The sequence below is a fragment of the Alicyclobacillus fastidiosus genome (assembly GCF_026651875.1).
In the GTDB taxonomy this organism is placed as follows: domain Bacteria; phylum Bacillota; class Bacilli; order Alicyclobacillales; family Alicyclobacillaceae; genus Alicyclobacillus; species Alicyclobacillus fastidiosus.
The window spans coordinates 1,025,393-1,052,136 of record NZ_CP104067.1 but is presented as its reverse complement, the minus strand read 5'-3'; the positions used below and the strand labels follow the sequence as shown (position 1 = coordinate 1,052,136).

The window sequence follows — 26,744 nt, the reverse complement described above, 5'->3', positions numbered from 1 at the left end:
ATTTCGCACATGTCGACGCTTGCATGGTCGTGTAAGAGGTGATTGAACATTGGCTACAACCGGAGAGAACATTGCATCTTTGCGCAAGGCGCTTGGCTATACGCAGGCGAAGCTGGCCCAAGCGGCGGGGATCTCCACCAGTGCCGTTGCGATGTACGAAACAAATCGACGGCAACCGGACGATGCGACGATGTTGCTGCTGGCAAGCGCCCTGGGTGCGGATGTCAGCGCCTTGACGGGCTCTGCGTCGGAGGCGGTGAAACCGCTCAATTCGCAGTCGTCGAAGTCAGCGCCCACCGGCGCGCCCACCGCGCCGAAATCGAGCAAGAAGTCGTCGGTCGTGAAGGTTTCCGCCGCCGCGAACAAGGCGATTCCTGCCATCGAGCCGTTTTCTCCCGAACCAGCCGCTCAGGCGGCGACGGCCACCGCCGACGCGGCGCCTAACCCACATGCACAAACGCCGGCGCACAAGCCGGATGCAGGTTGGACAAACCTCGCACTATCGCGAGACGAAGCGCGATTTATCCTGTTTATGCGCATGCACCCTGACACGCTTCCATTTTTACAGGAATTCATGAATGTCGACGCGCAAAAACGAAAACAAATTGAAAAAGCCTGGCGCCTCATTCAGGCGTTCCAGGCCTAACTTCCGTGTCATCGCACCAACCGCCCCGCGTCGTCGGCAGGCCATTGGTACATACCTATCGCAGATTGACGTCGTCTCGATACGAAATCGGATCCCGATAGCCTGCCTCAGCAAACCCCTTCAATCGCAATCTACAACTGTCGCACTCGCCACAAGCGACCGCTTCTCCCATGTAGCAACTGGTGGTGAGTTGATAGGGTACACCAATTTCCATGCCGTGGCGGATGATTTCCGCTTTCGTCCAGTGGAGTAACGGCGTCTCGATGCGGATGGGCCGCCCTTCCACACCGGCCTTCGTCCCACGCGCAATCGTCTCCTGCACCGCCTCGATGAACTCTGGACGGCAATCGGGATAGCCACTGTAATCGAGCGCATTGACGCCGATGTAGATAGCACTGGCTCCGATGACTTCTGCATACGAAGCGGCCATCGATAAAAACAAAAGGTTGCGACCTGGGACATATGTCACCGGGATCTCGTCTGTCACGCCGTCCTGCGGCACCTCGATGTCCTTGTCGGTCAAGGCGCTGCCCCCAATTTGGCGCAGAAAATCAAGCTTCACTACACGGTGATCCGCGACGTTGTAATGCTTGGCTACCGCAGTGGCGCACTCGAGCTCGATATTGTGGCGTTGGCCGTAATCAAAGGTCACGGGAAATAATTCAAACCCTTGCTCCTTCGCTAGTCCCATACATGTCGTACTATCTAATCCGCCACTTAAAATCACGACGGCTTTTTCCATACACGTTCACTCCAGTCTCCATCCAGGTCTATCGATGGCTCGTGGGCCGGGCTCCACGGCACATCCCATTATACCCAATGAAGTCTGGTACGTCGTTTGCACAACTTTGCCACAACGTGATATCATGTACTATCATTTTGACATGTGACATCTGTTGACGGGGCCGAGTAACCACATGCTGGTGCACAAGAGAGTGGGGATGGTGGAAACCCACGCATGCGGCGGTTGGCGAAGATCCCCCCTGAGGTATCTGCAGAACGCGCGCCGTTCAAGAAACGGCATGTCAGTAAGCAGAATCGGGTTTCTCCCGTTATCGAGAAGCGAATGTTTCGACTCGCGGTGAAGGCGTCCGACGCAGTTACAACGAGGTGGGCATTCGGCTGATGGAACGGCGAATCGATGCGTGTAAGACGCGTTACGCCGTTAAGTTGGGTGGTACAGCGAGCACAGCACTCGTCCCTTCGTGGGCGGGTGCTTTTTTATTTGCTTTCCTTTCCTTCACAAGTGCTTCAGCAATTCAAACACACGAACAGGAGTGAGCGTCGTTGGCATTGCGCAAAGTCGATGCAAAAGAAGCTGCGAAACAGCGTGAAGAACGAGTTCTCGCGTTTTGGAAGGAACACGACGTGTTCCACGAGAGCGAAAAAAATCGCGAGGGACAACCAGAGTGGGTGTTTTACGAAGGTCCGCCGACGGCAAACGGGCGTCCACACCCTGGCCACGTGCTGACCCGCGTCTTCAAGGACTTGTACCCGCGCTACCGCACGATGAAGGGCTATCACGTCACGCGCAAGGCGGGATGGGATACGCACGGTTTGCCGGTGGAAATCGAGATCGAAAAGAAATACGGCATCAGCGGCAAGAAGCAGATTCAGGAGTTTGGTGTCGAGAAGTTTATTCAGGCGTGCCGCTCGAGCGTCTTTCAATACGAACAAACCTGGCGCGAACTGACGGAACGGCTCGGCTATTGGACAGATCTCGATCACCCCTACATGACGCTCAACGACGACTACATCGAGTCGGTCTGGAACCTGCTGAAGACCGTCTACGACAAGGGCCTGCTCGAGCAGGGTCACCGCGTGAGTCCGTATTGCCCGCACTGTGAGACGACGCTGTCGAGTCACGAAGTCGCACAGGGGTATGCGGATGTAAAAGACCTTTCCGTGACGGCGAAGTTCCGCGTGAAGGACGGCGACGTCGACGGCCGCCCGACGTACATCCTCGCCTGGACGACGACACCTTGGACGCTGCCGAGCAACGTCGGGCTCGCGGTACACGAGGACTTGCAGTACGTGCTCATTCACCAGAAGGGCGCGAATCAAAACGTGTGGGTTGCCGACGGCCTCAAGGACAACTTCCTCGGCGAAGGCGACGAGGTCATCGACCAAAAGGCCGGGCGTTTGCTCGTCGGCACCGCATATGAGCCCGTCTTTCCGTACGTGACGGCAGAGGGCAAGAAACACGTCATCATCCCGTCCGGCCACGTGACAGACGAGTCGGGGACCGGGATTGTCCACATGGCACCGGCACACGGCGAGGACGACTACCGCGCATGTCGGGCAAACGGCTTGACGTTCATCAACTTCGTCGACTACACCGGCTGCTTTACAGCGGACGTAACAGACTATGCGGGGCGGTTTGTGAAGGACGAGGAACTCAATGTCGACATCGTCAAGGATCTCGCTCGCCGCGGCGTCCTCTACGACAAGCACAAGTTCGAGCACTCGTATCCACACTGTTGGCGCTGTGATACGCCACTCATCTACTATGCCATCGACAGTTGGTTCATCCGCACGACCGAGGTAAAAGACCAACTGATTGCGAACTCGAAGTCGGTCAACTGGATTCCGGAGCACGTTCGCGAGGGCCGCATGGGGAACTTCCTCGAGAACGTCATCGACTGGAACCTGTCCCGCAGCCGCTACTGGGGAACGCCACTTCCAGTTTGGCGCTGTCAGGCGTGTGGGCATGCGGAATGCATCGGCTCGAAGGCGGAATTACAAGCGAAGGCTCACCGCCTCCCACAAGAGTTGCACAAGCCGTACATCGATGAGCTGACGTGGGCGTGTTCTTGTGGTGGCACCATGGAGCGCGTACCGGAAGTCATCGACGTGTGGTTTGACTCTGGCAGCATGCCGTTCGCCCAGTTGCACTACCCGTTTGAAAATGAGGAAGCTTTCAAGCGCCTGTATCCAGCCGACTTCATCTGTGAAGCCATCGACCAGACGCGCGGCTGGTTCTACAGTCTGCTCGCCATCTCAACGCTGGTCACCGGCAAGGCCCCGTACAAGAACGTGCTGGTGCTCGGACACGTGCTGGACGAAAAGGGCAAGAAGATGTCGAAGTCCAAGGGGAACGTCATCGATCCGTTTGAAGCGTTCGACATCCACGGCGCCGACGCGCTGCGCTTCTATTTTGTCTCGAACACGCAGCCGTGGAACTCGCAGCTGTTCTACCACAAGGCGGTCGCGGAGAGTAAAGGCAAGTTTATCGACCTATTACAGAATATCCACGCGTTCTACGCGTTGTACGCGGGCATCGACGCGTTCCAGCCGTCCGCAAAGTTCATCCCTGTGGCAAAGCGTCCACTGATGGACCGGTGGGTCACGGCGCGCCTGCACCAAACGATTCAGACGGTCGATACGCACCTAGAAAAATACGACGCGACGACGGCTTCGCGCGCCCTGCAATCGTTCGTCGACGAGTTGTCGACCTGGTATGTGCGCCGCAATCGCGATCGATTCTGGGCACCAGGCATGGAAGACGATAAGGTGGCCGCCTACCTCACGCTGTATGAGGCGCTCGCGACCATCGCCAAGCTGTCGGCTCCTTTGACGCCGTTCATCGCGGAAGAGCTGTACCAGAACGTCGTGCGCCAGAACGAATCGTCCGACGAGCCCGTGAGCGTCCACCTCTGCGACTTCCCGAAGGCGGACGTGGGCCTCATCGACGAAGCGCTCATTCGCGAGATGGGCGTCGTGCTTCGCGTCGTCGAAGGCGGACGACACCTGCGCAACGAGAGCAAGATCAAGACCCGGCAGCCGCTGTCGAAACTGTACGTGCCATCGTCCGACCAGCCGACGCTCGGCAAATTTGTCGAGATCCTCAAAGACGAGTTGAACGTCAAGGAGGTCGTGTTCGCGAGTCTCGACGAGATGGCGAAACCGGAACTGTACCTGAACCTCGCCGCGGTCGGCAAGGACTTCGGCAAGAAGCTCCCGGCGCTCAACGCGGCCGCAAAAGCTGCGGACCTGGAGACCATCAACACATTCCGAAGCTTAGGCGCGGTGACGATTGAAGGCGAGACCATCACGACGGCGCATGCAGAGGTGCGCTATAGCGCCAACTTCGAGGGGCTCATCTCGGTCGACGCCCGCGGTTTCGTCGGCCTCAACACGGAGTTGACGCCAGACTTGATTGAAGAGGGATTCGTGCGCGAAATCATCTCGAAGATGCAGATGATGCGCAAAGAGGTCGACTACGGCGTCACGCACAAGGTGCGGTTCTTTGCCGACGGAGACGATGAGGTACTTTCGATTCTCAGGCGCAACGAAGAACGCATCGCGGGTACCGTGCTCATCCGGGAACTCACGTCAACCCCGCTCGCAGACGCGGACCTGACCAAGGATTGGGACGTCAACGGCAAGAAGTTGACGCTGTCTGTTAGCAAGTAACATCGATTCGAAAGGGGCTTTAGGCTAGGCGGCCTCCCCCTTCTCGCACGAAAACCATCGGGTGTCGCCGGCGTGTTCCGGCGACACCCTGATTTGCTTGTGGGCGAAAACGAGGCTTAGGATTCACTCGTACGCCGACTCCGCACCTCCCCTCCCCGTTCATCGTCCGTTCATAAAGCCGATGCATAATGCTTGTGAGCGAATCCCCGGTGACAAGCGCCACCGAGGGACGATTGCGCGGGCATCCACGCGACTCTGCGCAGATTCGATAGGCGGTCGCGAACAGAGCGAATGGAGTGTTGACCAGAATGACAAAAATATTGGTCGTCGATGACGACCCGCATATTCGCGAGTTGGTGAGCCTCAATTTGGAGCGGGCTGGCTTTGACGTCGAGGAGGCGACCGACGGGGTGGCAGCCTTGGCTCTGATCGAATCCACGCGGTTCGACATGGCCGTCGTCGATGTGATGATGCCGAAGCTGGACGGGTGGGAGCTATGCCGCGAAATTCGAGCGTTCTCCCACTCCCCATCCTGGTCCTGACAGCAAAGGCGGAGACGGTCCATAAAATCAAGGGTTTCGACCTCGGCGCGGATGATTATCTCGTCAAGCCGTTCGACCCACTTGAACTCGTCGCCCGTATCAAAGCCGTCCTCAGACGTTACCGCATCGCGACGGAGCACACGGTCGAAGTGGGTGGACTCACGTTGAACTGTGAAACGCACGAGGTGTCTGCCGGCGGCAAGGAGATTCGACTGCCGCTCAAAGAGTTTGAGTTGTTGTTTAAACTGTCGAGTTTCGTCGGCAAGACGCTTACGCGCGAGCAGTTGATCGAGGATATTTGGGGATACGATTACGAGGGGGACGAGCGCACGGTCGACGTGCACATTAAAAGACTGCGCGAGCGGTTTCCTGAAGAGGATTACGCCTTTCGCATTCGCACGATCCGTGGATTGGGTTACCGACTCGAGGTGCACACATGAGCCGACGTCGCGAGGCAACCCATAGAAACGCCCGTCAGTCGGCGCCCGTTGGCCCGCACGACGCAAAACGTCGTGGCGGGAATCTGAGCCGCAAGTGGCGGATCACCTTGACGATGGCAGGGGTGATCGCGTCTCTGGCGCTCTCCTTTATCCTGGCATTTTTCATCACGTCGTACTTCTTTGGGGTATTCAATTATCATCCGCGGGCACTCGTCGGTCAACTGATCACCTCCGGGCTGGGGATTTTCATCATGATGTCGGTCGGGCTCGCCATCGGACGCTTCACACACACGAGACAAATGGCGTTCTGGCAATCCTTGATCGACGCAATTCGGCAAATGGCCAAAGGTAATTTTAACGTCAATGTCCCGCTCCAACCGTCCATGGGGGATGAACCATTTCATGAACTCGTGCACAGTATCAACTACATGGCCGAAGAACTGGGCCAACTGGAACAGATGCGGCAGGAGTTTATCTCAAACGTATCACACGAAATTCAGTCCCCCCTCACGTCGATCACGGGATTCGTACAAGCGCTGAAAAATGATGGGCTGCCGATGGATAAACGGCTGCACTACCTCGCCATCATCGAGACGGAGAGCCAGCGCCTGTCCAAGCTCAGCGATAACCTGTTGAAGTTGGCTTCTCTTGAATCCAACCACCATCCCTTCCATCGAGAACTGTACCGGCTGGACACAACTTCGCGACGTGATTTTGCTCGTCGAGCCGCAATGGGTAGACAAAGGGCTACATCTCGACGTCTCTCTAGAAAAAGTAGAGATTGAAGCAGTATCAGACCTCCTGAGTCAAGTGTGGCTAAACTTGGTGGCGAACGCCATTAAATTCACGCCGGAGCAAGGTGCGATTCGAGTGGACCTGCACGCGGCTGACGGCCTTGCCGTCATTCGCGTGTCCGACACGGGAATAGGAATATCTACCCCTGACCAGGAACGGATATTTGAGCGCTTTTACAAGGCGGATAAGTCGCGCAATCGCGCGATGGGGGGAAGTGGGCTGGGACTTGCCATCGCGAAAAAAATTGTGGATATGCACGGAGGCGAGATCGAAGTGGAAAGCCGCATCGGCGAAGGTACCACGTTCACCGTGCGGTTGCCGCTTCACCCCGAACACGCGCTGTAAGGGGATTGCACTTCCCGCTGTGCGGCGGCGGAAAAGCTCCGCCGCCGAATGTGTCAGTGGGTCATCTATCAGCTGCAATGCGCAGCTTGCTTACTTGGTCGACTTGTCTGTACCCAAGAGGGATTGCACTGCGCCGAACGCGCCCATCACAGCGCTGGCTTCATATGGCACAAATACCTTGTTGTCGCTGTCGGCCAGGTGCTCAAATGCCTCAATGCCCTTCACGGCGAGCATTCGCTCGTCGACGTTCGCTGCGCGAAGTGCGCCATAGATCATTTGAATCTTGCTCGCCTCGGCCTCCGCGATTTGACGGATGGCCGCCGCTTCACCCTCCGCGCGGCGAATGTTCGACTCTTTCACCGCCTCGGCCTCGAGAATTACAGCTTGCTTCCGGCCTTCGGCCTGTGTAATGGCCGCCTGCTTTTCGCCCTCAGCCGTAAGAATGGCGGCGCGCTTCTCGCGTTCTGCGCGCATCTGCTTCTCCATCGCCTCGCGAATGTCTGACGGAGGGTTGATGTTTTTCACTTCCACGCGCTCCACTTTGACGCCCCAGGGGTCTGTCGCCTCGTCGAGGGAGATGCGCAGACGGGTGTTAATTTGTTCGCGGGAGGAAAGGGTCCCGTCGAGATCGAGACTGCCAATGACATCTCGCAAGTTGGTCGCCGTGAGGTACTCGAGCGCTCGGAACACGTCGTCGATTTGATACGTTGCATTGTAAGGATCGGTTACGCGAAAGTAGACGATGGCGTCGATTGAGATGCTCACATTGTCGCGCGTAATGACCGATTGAGGCGGCGAATCAATCACCTGTGTGCGCAGGTCCACTCGATTGACCACTTTGTCGATAAACGGCACGATCAAGTTTAATCCAGACTGTGCTTTCCGATAGAACTTCCCAAGCCGTTCAATCATGTATACTTCGTTCTGATTGACGATTTTGATACTCGACACGACGAGTACGACCACAAAAATGACAATAATGGCGAGTACGACATAAAGCGCTATCACACGAACTCCTCCTCATTCTCTACCGCGCGACGACCTCGACAATGGCGGTGACCCCTTCGATGCGAACAACCCGGACGGTCGTACCGACCGCAACAGCCCGGTGATTCAATTCGCGCGCCGTCCAAACCTCAGTGCCAATTCGAACCTGTCCCGTGCCATTCTCCGAAATGGCCCTCGTGACAGGTGCCTCCTGCCCGATGTTCTGCTCGATGTAATCCGGCACGGTGTAATCCTTGCCATACCGGCCTAGATGAAGCCACCTTCGAACGAACGGACGCAGGAACAACAGGCACAAGAGCGTGGCCGCCGCGAACACTACGACCTGGTCCATCACACTGACCGAAAAGAACGACACGACAAAGGCCAGCAAGGTACCCACTGCAAACAAGATAAAGAAAATTCCCGCGGTCAACAGTTCGAGAATAATGCAGACAAACGTTAAAATGAGCCACGTCCACTCGATCCAGCTCACCTCTTCACCCCCGCGCATTTGAGATGGATGCTTGTCGCATCGGAACCGCGCCAATCTAGAAATGGTGTTTGGTCAAGAATATTCCACTTTTTAGAGGACGTCTAGGGTCCAGTCGGATCGTCATTCGATGGTGGGACGCCCGTCGTGCCACATTGTTCGATCAGTGCCAATTTGTCTTTTCGCGCCAGCTTTTTTATTTCAATCTCTCGACGCAGGGCCGCCGATTTGTCGGCCATCTGTTCGCTGTAAACCAGGCGCACCGGTGTTCGTGCACGGGTGTACTTGGCGCCGCGCCCAGCGTTATGCACCTCCACGCGATGTGATAGGTCGTTGGTATAGCCCGTGTAGAGCGTTCCATCGCGACACTCGAGAACGTACACGTAGAACATCTGGTGAATTCCATTCCTCTCTGTTGCACATGCGAGAGGGAGTGGCCGGTGCCAAAGACTCCGGCGCCCTCCCGCTGGTTCTATCCTATGAGACTCGCTCAGTTTCGGATGCAATCCCTCTGCGGTCCAAACAACGAACGACAACAGTGCAAAGGGCGAATCAAGTGGATAAGAATTGCTGAATGTCCGTGACGACGCGCGATGCGACTTGTACCGCAAACCCGTGACCGCATCCCTCGTATTGAATCAGGCGGGATTTTTGGAGAACCTCGTGCATGATCTCACTGTTTTGCACCGGTAGGAGAATATCTTCGGCCCCGTGCAAGAGCAGCGTCTCGTGCTCGAGCGTGGACAGTCGGTCATAGGTGCCCCGCCACGTTTGAATCGCCTCCAACTGTCGCAAAAAATTGGTAGGTGACGTCGGTACCTGGACCATCATTTTGTGGGCCGCTTGAAGGAGTTCGTGATGCTTTTCAATGAAATCCAGAGGAAAGAGCAACTCCGCTTGGCAGCGCATCGCCTCGTCTGAAGAGATGGGCCTAGCTACTGTGGTCAAGAGTTGCTGGGCACGCGGTGTCGGCGGGATTTGCTTACTGCCACCACAACACGTACAACCTAAGATCAACCGATTCAGGCGATCGCCGTGGCGCAGTGCGAATTCCTGGCTGATCATGCCGCCCATCGAGATGCCGAACAAATCCGTACGTTCAATCGTAAGGGCGTCGAGCAAGCCTGCCACGTCATCTGCCATCTGGTCGATGGTAAGGGAGCCGTCAGGCGCCTTGCTCCGACCGACACCGCGGTTGTCGAACGCGATGACTTGTCTGGTTCGCGCAAGCTGCTTGCGGAAACCGGTCCCCCACCAATCGACATTTCCACCAAGCCCCATGATGAGAATCAGCGGTGGCCCTTCTCCCATCACTTCGTAGTAAATATCCGCGCCGTTGACAGCCGCGTACGCCATCGCGGACACCTCCCCGTAAAATTCCTACTCATACGCATGATACCATGTTCATCTTGGCGCATTCGACACAGCGGTATGCAGCGTGCGGTGGGCTTTTTGACGCAGGCCCAGATTCTCTGGTGGGGCAGCAAAAGTGCGTATCGCCATGTATCGAGCCGTCATCGAGGCGGGAGGTTGTGAAACGACGAGAGGCTACAAGTCCCTGTGCGGGAATGTAGCCTCTCTCTGCTCAGCTCGAACGTGGATTAGGGGAACTCGGGGATAAGTGAGCTCGGGCGATGGTGTGAATACACCATCGTCACCGCAAAGCTTATGCCTCGAGCAGTTTGCGAAGGTTGGCCATTTCGATTGCGCCGACAGCGGCGTCCCACCCCTTGTTTCCCGCTTTGGTGCCTGCGCGTTCAATCGCTTGTTCGATGGTGTCGGTCGTCAAGACGCCGAAAATGACTGGCGTGTCGGTGTTCATGGACAACTGTGCCACGCCCTTGGAAACCTCTGCGGCAACGAAGTCGAAATGCGGCGTCGAGCCGCGAATCACCGCGCCCAAAGTGATGACCGCGTCAAACTTGCCGCTGCGGGCCATGCACTTCGCCGCGTAAGGAATCTCGTAGGCTCCAGGAACCCATGCAACTTCAATGTCATCTGACTTGACGCCGTGCCGTTCGAGGCCGTCTATCGCCCCAGACAACAACTTCCCCGTGATAAACTCGTTAAATCGGGATACGACAATGCCGATGTGCAGGTTTTGCGCGACGAGTTGTGCTTCATATGTACGCATGCGAAGGTCCTCCTAAGATTTCAATATGATTTCGTGAATGTCTTCGCGCCGTGGGCGGCGCGAGGCGCGCACGAGGCGCGCGGCGTCACAGGCGCAAGATGTGCCCGAGCTTATCCCGCTTGGTCTTCAGGTAGCCTTCGTTATAGGGGTTGTGCTCGACCTCGAGCGGCACGCGCTCCACCACTTCTAACCCGTGGCCGAGAACGCCGGCCAATTTGCGTGGGTTGTTCGTGAGCAGTCGCATTTTTTGGACGCCAAGGTCGCGCAGGATTTGAGCACCAATGCCGTAATCTCGCAAATCGTCCTTAAAGCCGAGTTTGTGGTTGGCCTCCACCGTGTCCGCACCTTCGTCCTGTAGGGCGTAGGCGCGAATCTTGTTGAGCAGACCGATACCGCGACCCTCCTGACGCAGGTATAAGAGCACGCCCGTACCCTCCTGTGTAATTTGACGCAAAGCGGCATGCAGCTGCGGACCGCAGTCACAGCGCAGTGAACCGAACGCGTCACCCGTCAGGCACTCGGAGTGAACCCGGACGAGCGTGGGTTCGTCGCCACGGATGTCGCCTGCGACGAGCGCCACATGCTCCTTGTCATCCAGCTTGTTGGTGTAGACTATCGCCCGAAAATCGCCGAAACGCGTGGGAAGTTTCGCTTCTGCCTGGCGTTCAATCAGTTTTTCCTCCCGCTTTCGGTAGGCGATGAGGTCCGCGATGGTAATGATTTTGAGCTGATGCTCCTGCGCCAGTTGCTCGAGTTGTGGCAGCCTGGCCATCGTGCCGTCGGGATTGAGAATCTCGCAGATGACGCCGACGTCCGATTGGTCGGTGAGACGGGCGAGATCGACTGCCGCTTCCGTGTGACCAGCGCGGCGCAAGACGCCACCCGGTTTGGCGATGAGCGGGAAAATGTGACCCGGTCGACGGAAATCGTGCGGCCCCGTATCGTCGCGCACGATGGCGGCGACGGTTTGTGCCCGCTCGAACGCCGAAATCCCCGTGTGCGTCGTCGCCTCGTCGACGGATACCGTAAACGCCGTTCCATAGGCGTCCGTGTTCTCTTTAATCATTGCGTCGAGTTCCAGTCGCGAAGCCCGCTCGGGGCCGATGGGCACACAGACGAGCCCGCGCCCGTGTGTGATCATGAAATTGATCACGTCAGGCGTCGCCTTCGATCCCAAGGCCAAAAAGTCCCCTTCGTTTTCCCGGTCCTCGTCGTCGACCACGATCACGACCTTGCCCGCCGATAGGTCTGCCAACGCCTCTTCTATGGAATGAATCATCGAAATACCCTCCCTCTCTTGTCCGTACCGCCGAACCACTTCTTTGCTCGCAACCTTGAAATGGATCCTCTAAAGACGTCAAGCAAAGCCGTGTTGCTGTAGAAAGTCAACGGTGACGGACGACTTCCGTGGAGCGCTCTGCGGCATCCCGAGAAGGCGCTCGACGTATTTCGCGATGACATCGCACTCGAGGTTCACGACGTCGCCCACGTTCGCGTCACCAAGGCGCGTCACCCCTTGGGTATGCGGGATTATAGACACTTCAAATCCGGACGTCCCGACGCCCATGACCGTCAAACTCACGCCGTCGACGCAGATGGACCCTTTCTCCACGATGTACCGCAACAGGTCCGCGCCACACTCAATCAAGAGCACCCGAGCCATACCTTCCGGCCGGACCTGACCGATGCGCCCAGTCCCGTCAATGTGTCCAGAGACGATGTGCCCGCCAAATCGCCCCCCTGCAGGCATGGCGCGCTCGACGTGAACGCAGTCGCCCGCCCGCAAGGTATGCAAGTTCGTCCGCCGCATGGTCTCTGGCACCGCCTCGACAAAAAAAGTGCCGTCCGTCATCCGGACCACGGTCAGGCAGATGCCGTTGACGGAAATACTGTCGCCCAGAGCCATATCCTCTAAGATGAGCTTTGCCGCCAGTTCCAGTTGTGCCCCCTGTGCAGTAGCCCGGATCTGGCGGACTTCTGCCAGTTCCTCCACAAGCCCTGTGAACATGTCCTCACCTCGTCACGATTCGTTCGTCGCAGATGTGTAATCGACCAACCCGGTGAATCGCCAATCGTCGCCGACCTGTTCCACTTCAACCGAGTTCAGTGTGATGGCTTCGCGCATGTGCTTCGTACCAGGGCCAGCCAGCGCAGGTTTCCCGCTCACGAGCAGGGCGGGCGCGATGTACATCGCCACTTCGTCGACCAATTGCTCTGCAAAGCACGCTGCCGCCAACGTCGGACCGCCTTCGAGCAGCACCGAGTTCCAGCCTCGCACCGCGACGTGTGAAAATGCTTGGCGCAGATTCACGTGACCGTCGCGCTCGTCTGTCGCGACGATTTCTACGTCGCCCTGCGACGCGAGCTGCGCCACCTTCTGCACGGCGGTCTCACGCGCTCGCTCGGTCGTAAAGACAACCGTTTTGCCAGGTTCTTGCAACATCTTGGCATGCACGGGCAGCCGCAGTTGGGAGTCGAACACGATTCGCACAGGTTGCAGCATCCCGTGTGCCGACCCAGTCTCATCGCGAATGGTGAGCCGCGGGTCATCCGCTAACGCGGTGTCGATCCCGACCGCGATAGCCGGGTGGCATCGCCGCAGGGCTTGTACCTGCTGCCGGGCCTTTTCTCCGGTGACGTACTGGCTGTGCCCACTGTCCGCTGCCGTGTGTCCACTCAGAGTCATGGCGGACTTGTACAGCACCCAGGGTAGCCCCGTGTCGACGCGGTGAAAAAATGAGCGATTGAGCCGCTTCGCCTCTTGCTCCAGCACCCCCACCGTCACGTCGAGGCCCGCCTCCCGCAGATGCGCGATACCGAGGTTTTTCGTGCGAGGGTCGTGATCGGCAGAGGCGACGACGACGCGCTTCACGCCAGCCTGAAGGATGGCCTGTGTGCAGGGCGGCGTGCGCCCGTAGTGGTTGCAAGGTTCGAGTGTCACATAAATCGTCGATCCCTGCGCCGCTTCCCCAGCCATGCTAAGCGCGTGAACCTCCGCGTGGGGACCGCCTGCACGCAGGTGTGCACCCTGACCCACGACGATACCATCGCGGACGACCACGGCCCCGACGAGCGGATTTGGCGACGTCTGCGATTGTCCGATCTTCGCGACGTCAATCGCCATGCGCATAAACGTCTCGTCTGGTGTCAACTGGCAGCCCTCCAAACAAAAACGCCCCCGAAAAGTCGGGGGCGCGGTAAATTCGCATAAGAAGAAACCCATGAGCAACATCACAAGATGTGATGAACGAGGCGGATCGGCAATTGTCGATCCACTTCCACATGGTTCAGTTCGTCTCCTTCTTTCATCCGGACTATACCGTCGGTACTGGAATTACACCAGTTCATGCCCTGTGGTCGCGCAACCTCTGCACGCGGCCAGTCGGCTCGTGGACTCCATGGCTATCACCATGTCACCACCGATCGGGAATTGGCACATACGCCTCACCCTGCCCCGAAGGAACTATTCAATTGTTTCATCCATCTCAGTCTACCGAATGACCCCTGCAAAAGCAAACGCGCAAGCGAAAAATTGGACAAAAAAAGAGGCACACCGTTTCGGTGAGCCATATCAGGGGTAAAGGGTTATTAAAAACTTAACACAGGTGTAGGAATTTTTCCATTCCTTTTCGCTACATTTTCCGAATTTTCGTCCATCCGTCACGACAAAATTCTCAATGCGCCTCGCGCGTCCGCACGACGCTTTCCGTTTCGTAAGTCACCTTCGAATACGGCGGAACGCTGCGCGTCACCCACGTATTGCTGCCGATGACGCTGTGGTGGCCAATGACGGTCTCACCGCCGAGCACAGTCGAATTGGAGTAGAGAATCACGTAGTCCTCCACGGTCGGGTGGCGTTTGACCTCGCGCAACATCATCCCTTGTTCATCCTTCGGGAAGTACAGCGCACCAAGGGTGACACCCTGGTAGATCTTTACATGATTGCCAACCACTGCAGTTTCGCCCACGACGATACCCGTTCCGTGATCGATCATGATGCTCCGACCAATGGTGGCTCCTGGGTGCAAATCGACGCCGGTCAGTCGATGCGCGTACTCGGTCATCATTCTCGGCAACAGAGGTACGCCGAGTTTGACGAGCTCGTGCGCAGCACGGTAGACGCCGAGCGCCAAAATACCTGGATACGTGAGGATGATCTCGTCCGGGCCAGTTGCAGCTGGGTCCCCCTGCAACGTCTCCATGACGTCCTCGTACAACATATCTTGCAAAAGCGGCAGCTGTTCGACGAACGCCGTCGACTTCTGGGCCGCCGTACGGCGCGTCTCCTCGGTTCCACCCTTGTGGATGCACTCCTGGTAGCTCGCTCTGTGAATCTGTTCCGTCAATACCTGATGAAGCCTGTCGATTGTCTGCGCGTGTGTCTCGGTCACTTGCGGCTCAAAGTAATTGGGCAACAAGGCTGCGCGCGCGTGCAGCACAATCTCCCGAATGGCTTCCGGCTCGGGATGACAGGTGCGACCCTTGAACATACGACAACTGTTTTGCATTAAATGCGCTGCAATTTGCTGACTGTTCATTCGTTCTCTCTCCCCGCTCCCGCATGTTTCGTATCTCTTCGAAAAGGTGTTTCCCGACCTTCGCGCAAGATGTCATCACAATACACTCAACTGTCAGTATACATCGTTAAATCGTCAGAAAAAACTCTGCAAACACAGGAGGAAACTAGGGATTGCGAGGTCGCTTCCATCCCTCCCCCGTTTTGCTGTATGCTCATAACCAGTGAATGATTGGCGATGACATCATTGCCGAAAGGAGTTCTCAATACATATGGAAGCCATCGAACGCCATCTGAAAGAGCATCGGGAGGACCATCTCGCACAACTGAAGTCCCTGCTCTCCATTCCCAGTATCAGCGCGTTGTCAGAACACAAGGGCGACGTTCGCCACGCCGCGCAATTCCTCTCTGAAGCCCTTACGGAAGCTGGATTTGAGAACGCCGAGATAGTGGAGACCGCCGGCCATCCAGTCGTCTATGCAGACTGGCTCAACGCGCCGGGCAAACCCACCGTACTCGTCTACGGCCATTACGACGTTCAACCGGTCGATCCGCTCCATCTCTGGCAAAGTTCACCGTTTGAACCGGACATTCGCGACAACCAAATCTATGCGCGCGGTGCGAGCGACGACAAGGGCCCTACGTTCATGCATATCAAAGCGCTCGAGGCCATCCTGAAAGAGAACGGCGAACTTCCACTCAATATCAAGTTTTGTATCGAAGGCGAGGAAGAAGTGGGCTCTGCCCACCTAGAGGCCACCCTCGAAGCACATAAAGCGAAATTCCAGGCAGATCTCGTCCTCATCTCCGACACCACCATGCTCGCCCCGGACCAACCGTCCATCTGCTACGGTCTTCGCGGGCTCGCGGCCTGCCAAATCGACCTGCGCACGGCGAACTCGGACTTGCACTCGGGTCTCTACGGCGGAGCGGTTCCAAACGCCGTTCACGCACTCGTGGAACTGCTCGACACATTGCACGCGCCGGACGGCACCATCACGGTGGACGGTTTCTACGACGAGGTTGTGGAGCTCAGCCCTGCAGAACGCCTGGAATACGAAAAACTCCCCCACGATGACGAGGCCTATCGCAAATCACTAGATTTGCCGGCACTGCATGGTGAACCGGGATATTCGACGCTAGAACGGCTGTGGGCGCGCCCGACGCTCGAACTCAACGGCATCTATGGCGGGTTCCAAGGTGAGGGCACGAAGACGGTCATTCCCAATGAGGCACATGCCAAAATCACGTGCCGACTCGTGCCTGACCAAGATCCGAACACAGTTCTAGATCTCATCGAAGCCCACGTCACGAAGCACGCGCCCGTTGGTTCCACGGTTACGCTCATTCGCCAAGAGGGTGGCCATCCCTACCTTGCACCTTATGACCATCCGGCCATCCAGTTGGCGGCGCAGGCGTATACCAAGGCCTACGGTGTGCAAGCTGTATTTACGCGGATGGGTGGCTCCATCCCAGTCGTCGAAACGTTCTCGCAGTTGTTCCACATCCCTATCGTACTGATGGGCTTTGGACTTAGTGACGAAAACTTCCACGCCCCCAACGAACACTTCTCGTTGGACAACTTCGACAAGGGTCTGCGTACGCTGTGCTACTACTATTTAAATTTACCGACCGTGTTGGGGAATGCCCCCAACTGAGTCGATTCACTAGACAAAGGCGGGCACTGAGTGGACGTGTCCGCCGCATCGGTCGACGAAATTGGGGGCTGCCTTCAGTACACCTGTACTGAAGGCAGCCCCTCTTCATTAGCCGGTTTTTGACGCGCAAACGGAACTCAGCGCTCGAACTGGCGAGCGATTTCGTCCTCGACGAAAGCGTTCAGAACGCGTAGGTGCGTTCCCTTCATGCCGAGCGAGCGGCTCTCAATCGTCCCTGCGCTCTCCAACTTGCGAATGCTATTGACGATGACCGACCTGGTCACGCCGTGCTCGTCAGCGATTTGGCTGCTGACGACGATGCCGTCAGAGGACTCGCGCACGGCATCCAACAAGTACTTCGCCGCTTGCAACTCGGAAAAGCTCAAAGATTCGACCGCGAGGTGCGCCAGGGCGCGTTGACGCGACTCCTCCTCCTTTTGTTGCTGGCGTGCGTGTACGATTTCCAACGCAACGATGGTCGCGCTGTACTCAGCCAAGACGATATCGTCTTGTTCGAACGGTCGTGCGGAACGCGCGAATACCAAAGTTCCCTGGCGTTCCCGGGCGCCGATCACAGGTGCAATACTGATGTATTTACTCCGGAACGAATCATTCTCCTCAGGAGAAAATACGTAGAAAGGTTCCTTCCCCGCGTCGTCGAGGTTCATCACGGTGTTCTCGATGCGCAGCAGGTGTTTATTAAAGTCTCCAGGGAACCGCTGGTCCTTCGTCATGATATCCAACCATTCCTCGGTCAGCGCGTGCTCTGCAACTCCATAACCGAGAATCTTGCCCTTGCGCCCAACGATGTAGACGTTACAGCTCATGACTTTACTGAGAAATTCAGCGACATCATCAAATTCTACTTGGTCATTGGAACTGTGCAACAATTGCCCCAGTTCCCGCACCTTGTTCAACAAATCCACGTTTTCTCTTCCCCTAACCGTTTAAGAGGTCGTCCGACACATGCACTGTTTACGGACACGCGATATACAATCCCTGTCGAAGACAACAGCGGTGCCCAGTCCACTCTAACACATTGGACACCTTTGTACCTCTATTATGAAATGAAAGAATTGTATTTCTTGTGTAAATCATTCGCCGTCCGAATACAATTCATACGCTAAATGCGCCATATGAAGACTACAAAGAAGCTCGAGAAATGTCAAATCGGGTCGAAAACACAAAAAAAACCCGCAACTTCGCGGGCCCTTTAAGACCGACTTACACCGCGAGACACAGATCACCCATGAATCGGCGGCTCATCAACCGGTCCGTCCAGCCGATCCAAAATCAAACGGTAGCCGTCCGACCCGTAGTGCAGGCAGCGTTTCACGCGGCTGATAGTCGCCGTACTCGCACCTGTTTTCGCTTCGATGGCGTGATACGTAGCGCCCTCCCGCAACATGCGCGCGACTTCGAGGCGCTGTGCGAGGGACTGAATCTCGCCAATGGTGCATATGTCGTCAAAAAACTTGAAGCACTCGTCTTCCGAATTGAGCGCTAAAATGGCCTGAAATAGGCGCTCAATATCCTTCGAACGCAATTTGTCGAGCGTCACGTAGCTTTCACCCTTTACAGCAGCAGCGTACTACATAGCATTGTAACAAACTCTCTTGTGCGATCCTAGCGATGAAGTGAATCGACAATTTCCATCAAATGTTCAATTTCGTCTATCCGGTGCTTGATTTCAATTGCCTTGTCGCCGCTCGCAACCTTCAGTGCCTCCTGCAAATGGTGAATCCGATGCTCGAACGCCCTGTGTACCTGCCGGACTGCATCACGATAACCGACCCTCTCAGAAGTATCCACGCACACCATCTCCTTCACCTCATTGTACACATTTCCTGCGAAAGAAGTGGACTCGTAGGCTTAAAATGGACCGTCAATGCCAAAATGCCGGCACTTCGTGCATCATGCGATTCGCGCGAAGCGCCCAGGCCGTCGCCGCCTGGTGTCTATCCAACCGCTTCTGCAACTGCGATTCGACCATCGCGAGCACAATCCGCAACCGAATGTCCCCCCACTGCCGCATGCGTTGTGGCACGTGCATTGCGCGAATGCTACACAGTTGTCGACGCGCATTCGCCAGGCGCTGACAAGCGACCTCCGGACTCGCGGTCGATACGTCGAGGTACTGCGCATAGCATTCGAAATCGACGAGCAGTGTGGCGTCGCGAAGTGCGCACAGGTGCTCAGGCGCGATGAAGCCGTCCTTGGCAAATGACCTCCAACATCGCTGCCTGGCTTGGAATGCGCGCCGATAGGGCACCCATTGTTCACCCCACCGATCCACTTGGATGCGCAGGCGCATCGCCAATTGCGCGGCGACTTTGTCGCTGGGCACGAGCACGCCCTGTTCGATGAGTGAATAGTGTGACTGCGCGACAATCCCCCGAGCGACGTCCCCCTGCGTCCAACCGACCGCCTCTCGCGACGCGCGCAAATGGTTCCAAGGTTCACTCATGATGTTCCGTGTCTCCCCACAAATCGCTTAACCGCACGCCCAGCGCTTCCGCAATCTGACCTAGTTTCGCGGCGTTGCTCCCCCTCGCGCCGGACTCGATGGCGTAGACGTAACTAACGCTCACCCTAGCGAGGTGAGCCAATTGGCGCACTGACAAATTGCGCATTTTTCGATAGTATTTTAACCGCCGAGCTAGTTCTCCCAAGCGAACCACTCCAAGTATTTTCTACGATTGCGTAAAGAATACCAGAAATCGTAGGGGATCGGTAGAATTTTTTTCACAATTGGGGAAATTCCGATGACCGATAACTTGTATCCAGATAACTTGCGATTTGAACTTGCCGACACGGATCAATTCACCGCCTTGTACCAAGCCGCTCACGACGATGGGAGGTGGCCTGCGACCCTCTGCAACCTGCCCCTCTGTCGTCGCTTTGTCGCCGATTGGTCAGCGCGGGTTACGCTGTGCACAGGCCGGTTGGAACTCGTCCGCAGGGCACAAGGTGGAGACGCCATCGGTTTCACGACCGTCGCCGTCGTCGATGCGACCTTTGCGCCGAAAGGAATCCAAGCAGCTGAGGCCGGCACCTACCTTGTGCTCACAAGTCGTGGAAAAGGGCACAACGTAGAGGTGAAGCGCCATCAACGTCGCCTGGCCAGGGACGTCTATGGTGCGAAGTTCCTCGTTTTCGTGGTGGAAGAACAAAACGTTCCCGCGCGCAGGGCGATGCACAACCTGCCCTGGCCCTCGACACAAGTGACGATGTCCATGACCGATGACCCCTGGTACAGGTTCTTGCGGCGGAGAGCGTGGGAGGAGCAGCGGACAAGCGTGTTATATGTGCAGGAATTATGACGATTTTACAGGTGGTCATTGACCGAACCTCGTCAATGATTCTACATTTGTAGACTCAGACTAGAGCAATCGGTCAAAGCCCTTATCATATCAGGGTTTTTCGCATGTCGCTATGAAGGTATTGCGGCACCGTGCAAATCGATTGCTAATCTTCGGGTCTCGAAATAAAATTTCGGCCAGATTTATCGTCCGCCTACGGTTGATTTTCACAACTGTAGAAATCATGAAATAGACCCGAATACAACGTTTTTGAGGTGTTGTGGTAACCGGTCACAGCACAACAAAACCGCGCTCACCGGTGACCCATGTTGGCTAGCGCGGCCTACAAAAGGAGGGGGCATCCGTCCATAGTGCCGAAATGAACGGATATCCCTGTTCTGGGTCGCTCGTAATGTATCCGGGAACGGATTAAAAATTCTAACCTGCTGCTATCTTCATTTGGTGACAAATTCGATGGGCTCCGTTAAACACCAACAGCCGTGCCCATTCGGTACTATCACCAATTGGGCACGGCTATATGATATTGCAGCAGCTGTATCAGGGATACGCAGTATTCCCATTCACACGGTATAAAATTCATTGCTCACCTCACTGGCGAGAAGCGGTGAAATCATGAACAATTTGTGAAAACCATGAGCGTATCTGTTGAAAAGGTTCGTCGGACTCGTTTGCGGCCTGTTGGGCATCTTTTGCGAGTAGGATGTCTTGATGGGATAGGTAAATTGCAATAAGGAAGACAGCCAAAAGACTAACCGCGGATATAGCGCCAATAATGACATCAGGTGCTCCAAGTGCTCTTTGACTTTCTCAAGCACTCACCTCTTCGTAGGCTTTGCTGTAGGCCGCCGAGAAACCAGGCTAGAATAACACTCCTACGGGGACTTATAACGTGTCATTTGATCACCATTGATGACGGCGCAGTTACTATAACTTGCGCGAGACATTAGACAATATACACGTTGAAAGACAGCGGGCCAGGATGAGCCAATTCATTTGTACTTCTGTAGCAGGCTAACGTCGGTTTCATTCTGATGCCCGTCTTCATGTACTACTTCATACCATGGATCGATGGAGGTGTGTATGCAATGAGATGTCCTGCTCACATTTGCCCACCGCTTTATAATGTGCGGAACTGTTACAGTCCACGAGAGGTACCATATATCCATCCTATCGTGAATGTTAACCGCCACGTAATTGTAAATGTACCGCGGCACTATTATGTACCAATGACACGAAACGTCGTAGTGGATCCTGGATGCCCAGGGTGCCGTCGAGGATACTAATTAACAGAAAACCGCGCCTAGTCATCACCAACAGACGCGGTATATGGGATTGTAACAGTACCCAAGTAGTGTATTATGTATCGTGGCCCTTATTTTATCCGCCCCTGCACAGAGGGCGGTTTTTCTTTTTGTAGCAACATGGCTACATACAGGCCTCATTTAAGGAGTATGTGATGGCTTATGACCTGTTGACCATCTGTTGCAATTTTTCATCTATGTGTCCGAAGTTAATACAATTAATGAACATATTATCAACATTTTTTTACAAATCCTCAAACACTTGATTTCACCTCTGTATTACCCCCAATACGGCGTTATAATCACAGCGTCAAACGATATCGTAACAAGGGGGTTGGTCTAAATGACAGCGCCGATTTATATGTACTTTATCGTATTTACCAAACTCGCCATCCTTGGTTTTGCCCTGTTAGGCGGCGTCCCATTGTTAGAACGTTTCGTCGAGAGACAAGAAAAGAAACTGTCTGGTTCGACTCGTATCGTACACAGGGGCTCAATGAAGTACGTGGAGATCATCTCACAGTCTGATAAAAGCAACGAAAATGTCGCTGTATAATGCGTTGATTCATAAAAGCACTTCGCCCCACGTGAGTCGAGGTGCTCTTTACTTTCACAGTGGATGGAGAGGGAGGACGGGGGACTCGTGAGGTATGATGTGCCGGAAAAATAATCGTCGCCTCCAGCTCGAAACTGAAAACTTGCGCTACTTTTACGCCTGCCAAACCTCAACTTTGTCTAGAGTTGAACAAAGATTCTCACCACACCTGCCTAAATGAAAGCGTTTCCCTTAACAATTCGAAACCCCGTACGATAAATCCATTGAGCACGTTCTCTTGGTACAAGACATTGGCATCTCAGACAGTAAAACATGCCATCACCCTTTATTTACTTTTTACACCAAGTTACTCATAAAATCATATGTCGTCAATGCATATGTATCCTTCACATTTTATCAACACTCACAAAATAAAATAAGCCCTGCTTTTTGAAGACAGGGCGCCTAATGAACCAGGGGGAACTCTACATCAACCGCCAGAAACAAGTACTTCTATGTCCTATGCCCGGCCAGCCATAAAAAATATGCCTTCATCAATTCATCTATATCGTTAAATCCAATGGGTTTTTGCAAATAATAATGAGCCCCACAAGAATTCGCCATACGCTGGTCTTGTTCGCTGTCAGAAGCAGAACACATAGTAATGAATACGTTAGGTCTAGTACGACGAACAGTACGGCACAAATCAAAACCGCAAAATTCACCCATATTAATGTCAATAGAAATGATGTCTATATTATTACGTTCAATGATCTCCTTGGCTTGTTCGAAATTTAAAGCTGTGCCCACGACATCGGCGTTTCTAAAACTATACAACAACTCCAATAATTCCAGGGCCTCCCGTGAATCATCAACCAACAGAACACGTACTTTCACGACGACGCCCCCATGGTAACCATGGCTGTCATAGGATTCATCCCTTTACTGACCACTGTTTCCTTTATCCAAATAGGTACATATGGCGCAAATTGGACTTTCTTATCTCCCCTACTCACTAAGTCTCACCTTTCGTTTTTGCTAAATATCCCCGGTACGGAGTGCCACTAGTCCTATTTACCATATTCCATAAGACAACAAACAGCGCAATATAAGCATTCTTGATTCATGAAGAGCACTGTGATTCATGAGGTTTTGTAGATCATTTGTAGACGAGCCCCCGGGCAAACATCGATCTACAAATTTCATAAAACTGGTATCAGAACCCCATCCGTAGCAGGGTGGGGTTCTGAACCGTTACAAAATGGGTCAATACAACTGGCTTGCAACTGTTACTGCTCCGTACTGAGATGATGTTGATCCCTCTTTAACTAATGTTCCGTCGTGATAAATCGCTACATTGAACGATCCGGTTGCTCCTTGATTCTGAAATACAACAGAAATCATTGCGGCCTTTTGAATCGTAATGGTTTTAGGTACAGACGCGGAAATCGTTTCAGAGTTTGACGAACCATCTGAAGAAGCAACCATCACATCACCGGAAAACGGTAGGCCGGAACTACCCGTAACTTTAATCGTGAAGTCAGGTTGTGAAGCAGACTGTTTTTGAACAGGATCCGAAGTTTGTTTGGTTGATGTGCTTTGCGTGCTGGCCGATGAAGCTGATACCACAGGTTGGGACGCTTTAGGGTTACTGTTTCCCCCGTTCGCAACGCCGATAATGATGAGCAATACCACGAGACCAACGGGATAAACCCACCATCTTTTGTAGATTGGTTTTCTAACCTTTGGCTGTAGTGTGATGAAAACAGAGCGCTTTGGGGACTCTTTCTGTAAGAGTTATTAGTCCAAAGTCGAAATTAGGTGCAGACCCGAATGCCAAGTGCACAACTCAATGGCGTAAATATTTTTTATGAAAAAATGGGACGAGGAACCCCGATTATCCTTGTTCACCCGCCTGTATTAAGCAGCATAAGTTTTCTTCACCAGATGGAGGGATTATCACGGAATTTTTTAACCGTTCGATTCGATATACGGGGACACGGCAGAAGCCAAGCCTCTCAGCAAGCGATAACCTATCCGCTCATCGTTGAGGACATAATACATTTAATGGATCACCTTGAGATCAAAGAGGCGTATCTGTGTGGCTACTCAACTGGGGCATCCATCGTGCTTGAGTTTCTGTTGACACACCCTAACCGAGCTTTAGGAGGTATTTTAGTTGGTGGAATGTCGGAAATACATGACTTTCGACTGGCAACTCGGATTCGGCTGGGTATTCTATCCACAAAAATTGGTGCAATACGTCCACTAGCTTTATCCCTATCGTGGAGCAATTCAGATACCAAAGGGTTGATGTGGAAAACTTACCAGGAATCAAAGCTGGGCAATCCAAAAAACATGGAGCAATACTACCGAGCCAGTCTTCATTATAACTGTACAGCTCGTCTGAAGTTGATTCACGTTCCCGTATTACTTGTGTATGGAGTTGAAGACCATGGATTTCATTCCTATAGCCGCGTCTTGCATGACCGGCTGCCCAACAGTGAACTGACATTCGTTCAAAACATTAAGCATCAAATTCCGACCAAAGCTGCCCCTGCATTGAATAAACGAATAGAACAGTTTGTCAAGACTCATGAGGTGAGCAATTTTTGATATCCGCGCGGGATAGGTATGATTGTAGAATTTTATCGCATAATTACGGTGAAAGGCGTGATACGAAGTGATTGAACACCCATTTGATGAGAATCATTCTGATATATTGGGTTCAATAGTGAAACCAGAAGTAAAAGAATTTCTTGAAACTTCAATTCGCATGCTTCCAAAGCTAACAGAAATGATGCAGATCACTTCTGCAATGTACGATCTAACGCAATCACTACTAAAGGATACCGAAATGACGGACATTCTAGAAAAATCCATGTTCGGAGATATCGAACCTATTCAGGATAGGTTGGAACACGGCGTTGTTTTAGCTAATGCTGCACAAAAACGAGCCAAGTGCGACACTTCTAAAGTAGGCATGATTGGTATGTATAAAATGTTTAAAGATCCCACAGTACAAAGAAACCTCAAGTTCATGAAGGCGCTACTATCCCTTATAAACGAGCGTCGAGAAGAAAATATTCGAAGAAAGTATATTCAGTAATGGTATCTAATTGACCCACAATTTCAATTACAAGTTGGTGTTGCCCGGCTTACTTTTCACGAAGATGGAAGCACGAAGTATAGTCGCCAATTCTGGCCAATGGAAAGTCGCGCATAACCTAATTTAACACACATACTCCAACCCAAGATGAGAACCTTAGTTCAGAATATTGCTGTTATTTATAAAATGCATAATACGTTTGTCACACGGAAAAATAAAAATGTGATTTATGCGAATTGCCAGTAAAGTAGACAATTGAATGAATGTCCGTAGGCTCATAGTCTGTTTGGTCCTCCCCACTTTATTAGTAACGGGTTGTGGTGAAGGCGCACAAAGGGCTGCAAATAGTACCGGTAATGCAGTTGGTAGCGCTACGAACGCCGTTGGGAATACCATTGGGGGTACTACAAACGCGATTGGTAGTACGACAAACTCTTTAGGCAACACAGCAAGAAATGCGACTAAATAAGAAAAACGGCCTTAAACCTTAGGGATTACTTGGCGATAGGTATGGATCCTAGTAAATGATTTCGTCATACACAATTCAAATCGGGCCGCTCAAAACACTGTACATGACAACACACGCGTTGCACCTGGAAACAAAAATTGCCCTTGCATCGTTGCAGGGGCTAGCAAGGAGGATACGTCTCAGTTGATTTTCATTTTAGACTTCTAATGCCACCTGTATAATTTTCCCTGCTCGTATTTGCACGGTATAGCACGCTTCACGGAATACCTTGTATAGGGTCGCTCTTGATTATCCGCTCTACGAACCTCAAATGACATTGACGTTGTTTCGAATAAATCATCAGGATTGATGCTACTTCCCAAATCAAGAACAACATAACGCGATTTCTTCCTGATCGACATCGTGCTTCTCCTCTCATTTACGAGATGTCGTAATATATGGGCGAAATCAACGCTTCGTAATGGGCAAACGCCCATATAAATAAATTTAATCCAGACTAACGCGGATATTAAAATCAACGACAGAGCTCACCACGCGCGTCGAGAGACAGCGGACCAGGGTGAGACTTTTTCATTTCGGAGGTAACACAAAAACAGGCCCGCATCCCGAAGGATGATGGCCTAGTCGCATCTTTAGTTTTACCCATGATACGAAAGGATATACTCCGATGAATTTATACAGCATATATAAAGCTGTACCATTATCCTCCGCCTTCGGGCGGTTTTTTTCTTTTGGAGGTAGCATGGCTACATACAGTTTCTACGCAATACACGTTGATGTGTCTACGCACAGGTACCCAACATATACGCTTGTCGACGCTGGGACGGATCAAGAGGCTATTCACAAAATGGCTGTGGAACACAAGATGAAGGTGGCTGAACTGGAACCGGATGGCGTTTGGATGGAGATGAAACACAGGGCGTAATTCACGAAGGCAAACAACAAGAGGGGTCATCGTTGCACCCCTCGTTGTTCTGCCGCAATACCCCATCAACTGTATAAGGGGCTACATTGTCCTCCTCTTTTCTTCCCTTGATG

The 26,744-nt window shown here is 53.6% G+C and carries 28 protein-coding genes, 1 pseudogene and 1 riboswitch; of the genes and pseudogenes, 12 read left to right on the top strand and 17 right to left on the bottom strand.

Features of this window, described 5'->3' with window-relative positions:
- The first annotated feature begins 49 nt into the window (after positions 1-49).
- Positions 50-646, top strand: a complete 597-nt coding sequence (locus tag NZD89_RS05450) for a helix-turn-helix domain-containing protein (RefSeq protein ID WP_268006749.1) — start codon at positions 50-52, stop codon at positions 644-646.
- Between the two features lie 55 nt (positions 647-701).
- Here NZD89_RS05450 and queC read toward each other — a convergent pair whose 3' ends face one another.
- Positions 702-1,388, bottom strand: a complete 687-nt coding sequence (gene queC, locus NZD89_RS05445; RefSeq protein WP_268006748.1) for a 7-cyano-7-deazaguanine synthase QueC — start codon at positions 1,386-1,388, stop codon at positions 702-704.
- 216 nt (positions 1,389-1,604) lie between these two features.
- On the opposite strand from queC, the gene NZD89_RS05440 reads away from it, so the two are divergent.
- The 5 genes and pseudogenes from NZD89_RS05440 (at position 1,605) to NZD89_RS29270 (ending at position 7,184) form a co-directional block, all read left to right on the top strand.
- Positions 1,605-1,772 carry a hypothetical protein gene (locus tag NZD89_RS05440; protein ID WP_268006747.1) on the top strand — a complete coding sequence of 56 codons (168 nt, stop codon included), beginning with the start codon at positions 1,605-1,607 and terminating at the stop codon, positions 1,770-1,772.
- A 167-nt stretch (positions 1,773-1,939) separates the two neighbouring features.
- Complete coding sequence (ileS, locus tag NZD89_RS05435) at positions 1,940-5,062, top strand: isoleucine--tRNA ligase (protein WP_438938757.1); 3,123 nt, start codon at positions 1,940-1,942, stop codon at positions 5,060-5,062.
- Positions 5,063-5,370: 308 nt separating this feature from the next.
- Positions 5,371-6,044: pseudogene (locus NZD89_RS05430) on the top strand (response regulator transcription factor).
- A complete protein-coding gene (locus NZD89_RS29275) occupies positions 6,041-6,829 on the top strand; it encodes a histidine kinase dimerization/phospho-acceptor domain-containing protein (RefSeq protein WP_326492910.1) in 789 nt (262 codons plus the stop codon). The pseudogene NZD89_RS05430 and the gene NZD89_RS29275 overlap by 4 nt, the downstream one beginning before the upstream one ends.
- On the top strand, positions 6,753-7,184 hold the full coding sequence (locus NZD89_RS29270; protein WP_326492909.1) for a sensor histidine kinase: 432 nt from the start codon (positions 6,753-6,755) through the stop codon (positions 7,182-7,184). The genes NZD89_RS29275 and NZD89_RS29270 overlap by 77 nt, the downstream gene beginning before the upstream one ends.
- 90 nt (positions 7,185-7,274) lie before the next feature.
- Here NZD89_RS29270 and NZD89_RS05420 read toward each other — a convergent pair whose 3' ends face one another.
- From NZD89_RS05420 to NZD89_RS05380, 9 genes are all read right to left on the bottom strand, one after another.
- The gene (locus NZD89_RS05420) at positions 7,275-8,192 is read right to left on the bottom strand and encodes an SPFH domain-containing protein (protein ID WP_268006745.1); all 918 of its coding nucleotides are present in this window, start codon (positions 8,190-8,192) and stop codon (positions 7,275-7,277) included.
- Between the two features lie 19 nt (positions 8,193-8,211).
- Positions 8,212-8,664 (bottom strand): NfeD family protein, encoded by a 453-nt coding sequence (locus tag NZD89_RS05415; RefSeq protein ID WP_268006744.1) that lies wholly within the window; start codon positions 8,662-8,664, stop codon positions 8,212-8,214.
- Positions 8,665-8,765: 101 nt separating this feature from the next.
- Positions 8,766-9,053: a GIY-YIG nuclease family protein gene (locus NZD89_RS05410; RefSeq protein WP_268006743.1), complete on the bottom strand. Its 288-nt coding sequence runs from the start codon at positions 9,051-9,053 to the stop codon at positions 8,766-8,768.
- A gap of 160 nt (positions 9,054-9,213) precedes the next feature.
- Entirely contained in the window at positions 9,214-10,017 is an 804-nt protein-coding gene (locus tag NZD89_RS05405) for an alpha/beta fold hydrolase (protein ID WP_268006742.1), read from the bottom strand.
- Between the two features lie 310 nt (positions 10,018-10,327).
- Positions 10,328-10,795 carry a 6,7-dimethyl-8-ribityllumazine synthase gene (ribH, locus tag NZD89_RS05400; protein WP_268006741.1) on the bottom strand — a complete coding sequence of 156 codons (468 nt, stop codon included), beginning with the start codon at positions 10,793-10,795 and terminating at the stop codon, positions 10,328-10,330.
- 85 nt (positions 10,796-10,880) lie between these two features.
- On the bottom strand, positions 10,881-12,074 hold the full coding sequence (locus NZD89_RS05395; protein WP_268006739.1) for a bifunctional 3,4-dihydroxy-2-butanone-4-phosphate synthase/GTP cyclohydrolase II: 1,194 nt from the start codon (positions 12,072-12,074) through the stop codon (positions 10,881-10,883).
- A 78-nt stretch (positions 12,075-12,152) separates the two neighbouring features.
- Positions 12,153-12,803, bottom strand: a complete 651-nt coding sequence (locus NZD89_RS05390; protein ID WP_268006738.1) for a riboflavin synthase — start codon at positions 12,801-12,803, stop codon at positions 12,153-12,155.
- Positions 12,804-12,815: 12 nt separating this feature from the next.
- Positions 12,816-13,946 (bottom strand): bifunctional diaminohydroxyphosphoribosylaminopyrimidine deaminase/5-amino-6-(5-phosphoribosylamino)uracil reductase RibD, encoded by a 1,131-nt coding sequence (ribD, locus tag NZD89_RS05385; protein WP_268006737.1) that lies wholly within the window; start codon positions 13,944-13,946, stop codon positions 12,816-12,818.
- A 142-nt stretch (positions 13,947-14,088) separates the two neighbouring features.
- Positions 14,089-14,261, bottom strand: a riboswitch (FMN riboswitch).
- Positions 14,262-14,469: 208 nt separating this feature from the next.
- Positions 14,470-15,333 carry a serine O-acetyltransferase gene (locus NZD89_RS05380; RefSeq protein WP_268006736.1) on the bottom strand — a complete coding sequence of 288 codons (864 nt, stop codon included), beginning with the start codon at positions 15,331-15,333 and terminating at the stop codon, positions 14,470-14,472.
- Positions 15,334-15,583: 250 nt separating this feature from the next.
- Here NZD89_RS05380 and NZD89_RS05375 point away from each other — a divergent pair, with 250 nt between their 5' ends.
- Positions 15,584-16,969 (top strand): dipeptidase, encoded by a 1,386-nt coding sequence (locus NZD89_RS05375; protein WP_268006735.1) that lies wholly within the window; start codon positions 15,584-15,586, stop codon positions 16,967-16,969.
- Positions 16,970-17,106: 137 nt separating this feature from the next.
- Here the strand turns inward: NZD89_RS05375 and codY are convergent, their stop codons facing one another.
- The 5 genes from codY to NZD89_RS05350 form a co-directional block, all read right to left on the bottom strand.
- A complete protein-coding gene (codY, locus tag NZD89_RS05370) occupies positions 17,107-17,895 on the bottom strand; it encodes a GTP-sensing pleiotropic transcriptional regulator CodY (RefSeq protein WP_268006734.1) in 789 nt (262 codons plus the stop codon).
- A gap of 317 nt (positions 17,896-18,212) precedes the next feature.
- Positions 18,213-18,530 (bottom strand): YerC/YecD family TrpR-related protein, encoded by a 318-nt coding sequence (locus NZD89_RS05365; protein ID WP_268006733.1) that lies wholly within the window; start codon positions 18,528-18,530, stop codon positions 18,213-18,215.
- A gap of 65 nt (positions 18,531-18,595) precedes the next feature.
- Positions 18,596-18,781 (bottom strand): hypothetical protein, encoded by a 186-nt coding sequence (locus NZD89_RS05360; RefSeq protein WP_268006732.1) that lies wholly within the window; start codon positions 18,779-18,781, stop codon positions 18,596-18,598.
- A 73-nt stretch (positions 18,782-18,854) separates the two neighbouring features.
- Positions 18,855-19,436 (bottom strand): helix-turn-helix domain-containing protein, encoded by a 582-nt coding sequence (locus tag NZD89_RS05355; protein ID WP_268006731.1) that lies wholly within the window; start codon positions 19,434-19,436, stop codon positions 18,855-18,857.
- On the bottom strand, positions 19,429-19,650 hold the full coding sequence (locus tag NZD89_RS05350; protein WP_268006729.1) for a helix-turn-helix domain-containing protein: 222 nt from the start codon (positions 19,648-19,650) through the stop codon (positions 19,429-19,431). The genes NZD89_RS05355 and NZD89_RS05350 overlap by 8 nt, the downstream gene beginning before the upstream one ends.
- An 84-nt stretch (positions 19,651-19,734) precedes the next feature.
- On the opposite strand from NZD89_RS05350, the gene NZD89_RS05345 reads away from it, so the two are divergent.
- Both NZD89_RS05345 and NZD89_RS05340 read left to right on the top strand, forming a co-directional pair.
- Entirely contained in the window at positions 19,735-20,292 is a 558-nt protein-coding gene (locus NZD89_RS05345; protein WP_268006728.1) for a GNAT family N-acetyltransferase, read from the top strand.
- A 1,644-nt stretch (positions 20,293-21,936) separates the two neighbouring features.
- Entirely contained in the window at positions 21,937-22,149 is a 213-nt protein-coding gene (locus NZD89_RS05340; protein ID WP_268006727.1) for a hypothetical protein, read from the top strand.
- Positions 22,150-22,641: 492 nt separating this feature from the next.
- Here NZD89_RS05340 and NZD89_RS05335 read toward each other — a convergent pair whose 3' ends face one another.
- Both NZD89_RS05335 and NZD89_RS05330 read right to left on the bottom strand, forming a co-directional pair.
- Entirely contained in the window at positions 22,642-23,025 is a 384-nt protein-coding gene (locus NZD89_RS05335) for a response regulator (protein WP_268006726.1), read from the bottom strand.
- 369 nt (positions 23,026-23,394) lie between these two features.
- Positions 23,395-23,817 carry a hypothetical protein gene (locus NZD89_RS05330; RefSeq protein WP_268006725.1) on the bottom strand — a complete coding sequence of 141 codons (423 nt, stop codon included), beginning with the start codon at positions 23,815-23,817 and terminating at the stop codon, positions 23,395-23,397.
- Positions 23,818-23,961: 144 nt separating this feature from the next.
- Here NZD89_RS05330 and NZD89_RS05325 point away from each other — a divergent pair, with 144 nt between their 5' ends.
- From NZD89_RS05325 to NZD89_RS05315, 3 genes are all read left to right on the top strand, one after another.
- A complete protein-coding gene (locus NZD89_RS05325; RefSeq protein WP_268006724.1) occupies positions 23,962-24,744 on the top strand; it encodes an alpha/beta fold hydrolase in 783 nt (260 codons plus the stop codon).
- 67 nt (positions 24,745-24,811) lie between these two features.
- Entirely contained in the window at positions 24,812-25,237 is a 426-nt protein-coding gene (locus NZD89_RS05320) for a helical membrane plugin domain-containing protein (protein WP_268006723.1), read from the top strand.
- Between the two features lie 1,211 nt (positions 25,238-26,448).
- Positions 26,449-26,631 (top strand): hypothetical protein, encoded by a 183-nt coding sequence (locus NZD89_RS05315; RefSeq protein WP_268006722.1) that lies wholly within the window; start codon positions 26,449-26,451, stop codon positions 26,629-26,631.
- Positions 26,632-26,744 lie beyond the last annotated feature (113 nt).

What these genes read in the sequence shown, in the direction of transcription:
- NZD89_RS05375 (WP_268006735.1), top strand. Translation starts at nt 15,584, where the DNA reads ATGGAAGCCATCGAACGCCATCTGAAAGAGCATCGGGAGGACCATCTC.
- NZD89_RS05390 (WP_268006738.1), bottom strand. Translation starts at nt 12,803, where the DNA reads ATGTTCACAGGGCTTGTGGAGGAACTGGCAGAAGTCCGCCAGATCCGG.
- NZD89_RS05340 (WP_268006727.1), top strand. Translation starts at nt 21,937, where the DNA reads ATGACAGCGCCGATTTATATGTACTTTATCGTATTTACCAAACTCGCC.
- ribH (WP_268006741.1), bottom strand. Translation starts at nt 10,795, where the DNA reads ATGCGTACATATGAAGCACAACTCGTCGCGCAAAACCTGCACATCGGC.
- NZD89_RS05440 (WP_268006747.1), top strand. Translation starts at nt 1,605, where the DNA reads ATGCGGCGGTTGGCGAAGATCCCCCCTGAGGTATCTGCAGAACGCGCG.
- NZD89_RS05395 (WP_268006739.1), bottom strand. Translation starts at nt 12,074, where the DNA reads ATGATTCATTCCATAGAAGAGGCGTTGGCAGACCTATCGGCGGGCAAG.
- NZD89_RS05355 (WP_268006731.1), bottom strand. Translation starts at nt 19,436, where the DNA reads ATGAGTGAACCTTGGAACCATTTGCGCGCGTCGCGAGAGGCGGTCGGT.
- NZD89_RS05410 (WP_268006743.1), bottom strand. Translation starts at nt 9,053, where the DNA reads ATGTTCTACGTGTACGTTCTCGAGTGTCGCGATGGAACGCTCTACACG.
- NZD89_RS05345 (WP_268006728.1), top strand. Translation starts at nt 19,735, where the DNA reads ATGACCGATAACTTGTATCCAGATAACTTGCGATTTGAACTTGCCGAC.
- NZD89_RS05315 (WP_268006722.1), top strand. Translation starts at nt 26,449, where the DNA reads ATGGCTACATACAGTTTCTACGCAATACACGTTGATGTGTCTACGCAC.
- NZD89_RS29275 (WP_326492910.1), top strand. Translation starts at nt 6,041, where the DNA reads ATGAGCCGACGTCGCGAGGCAACCCATAGAAACGCCCGTCAGTCGGCG.
- NZD89_RS05405 (WP_268006742.1), bottom strand. Translation starts at nt 10,017, where the DNA reads ATGGCGTACGCGGCTGTCAACGGCGCGGATATTTACTACGAAGTGATG.
- NZD89_RS05380 (WP_268006736.1), bottom strand. Translation starts at nt 15,333, where the DNA reads ATGAACAGTCAGCAAATTGCAGCGCATTTAATGCAAAACAGTTGTCGT.
- NZD89_RS05325 (WP_268006724.1), top strand. Translation starts at nt 23,962, where the DNA reads ATGCCAAGTGCACAACTCAATGGCGTAAATATTTTTTATGAAAAAATG.
- queC (WP_268006748.1), bottom strand. Translation starts at nt 1,388, where the DNA reads ATGGAAAAAGCCGTCGTGATTTTAAGTGGCGGATTAGATAGTACGACA.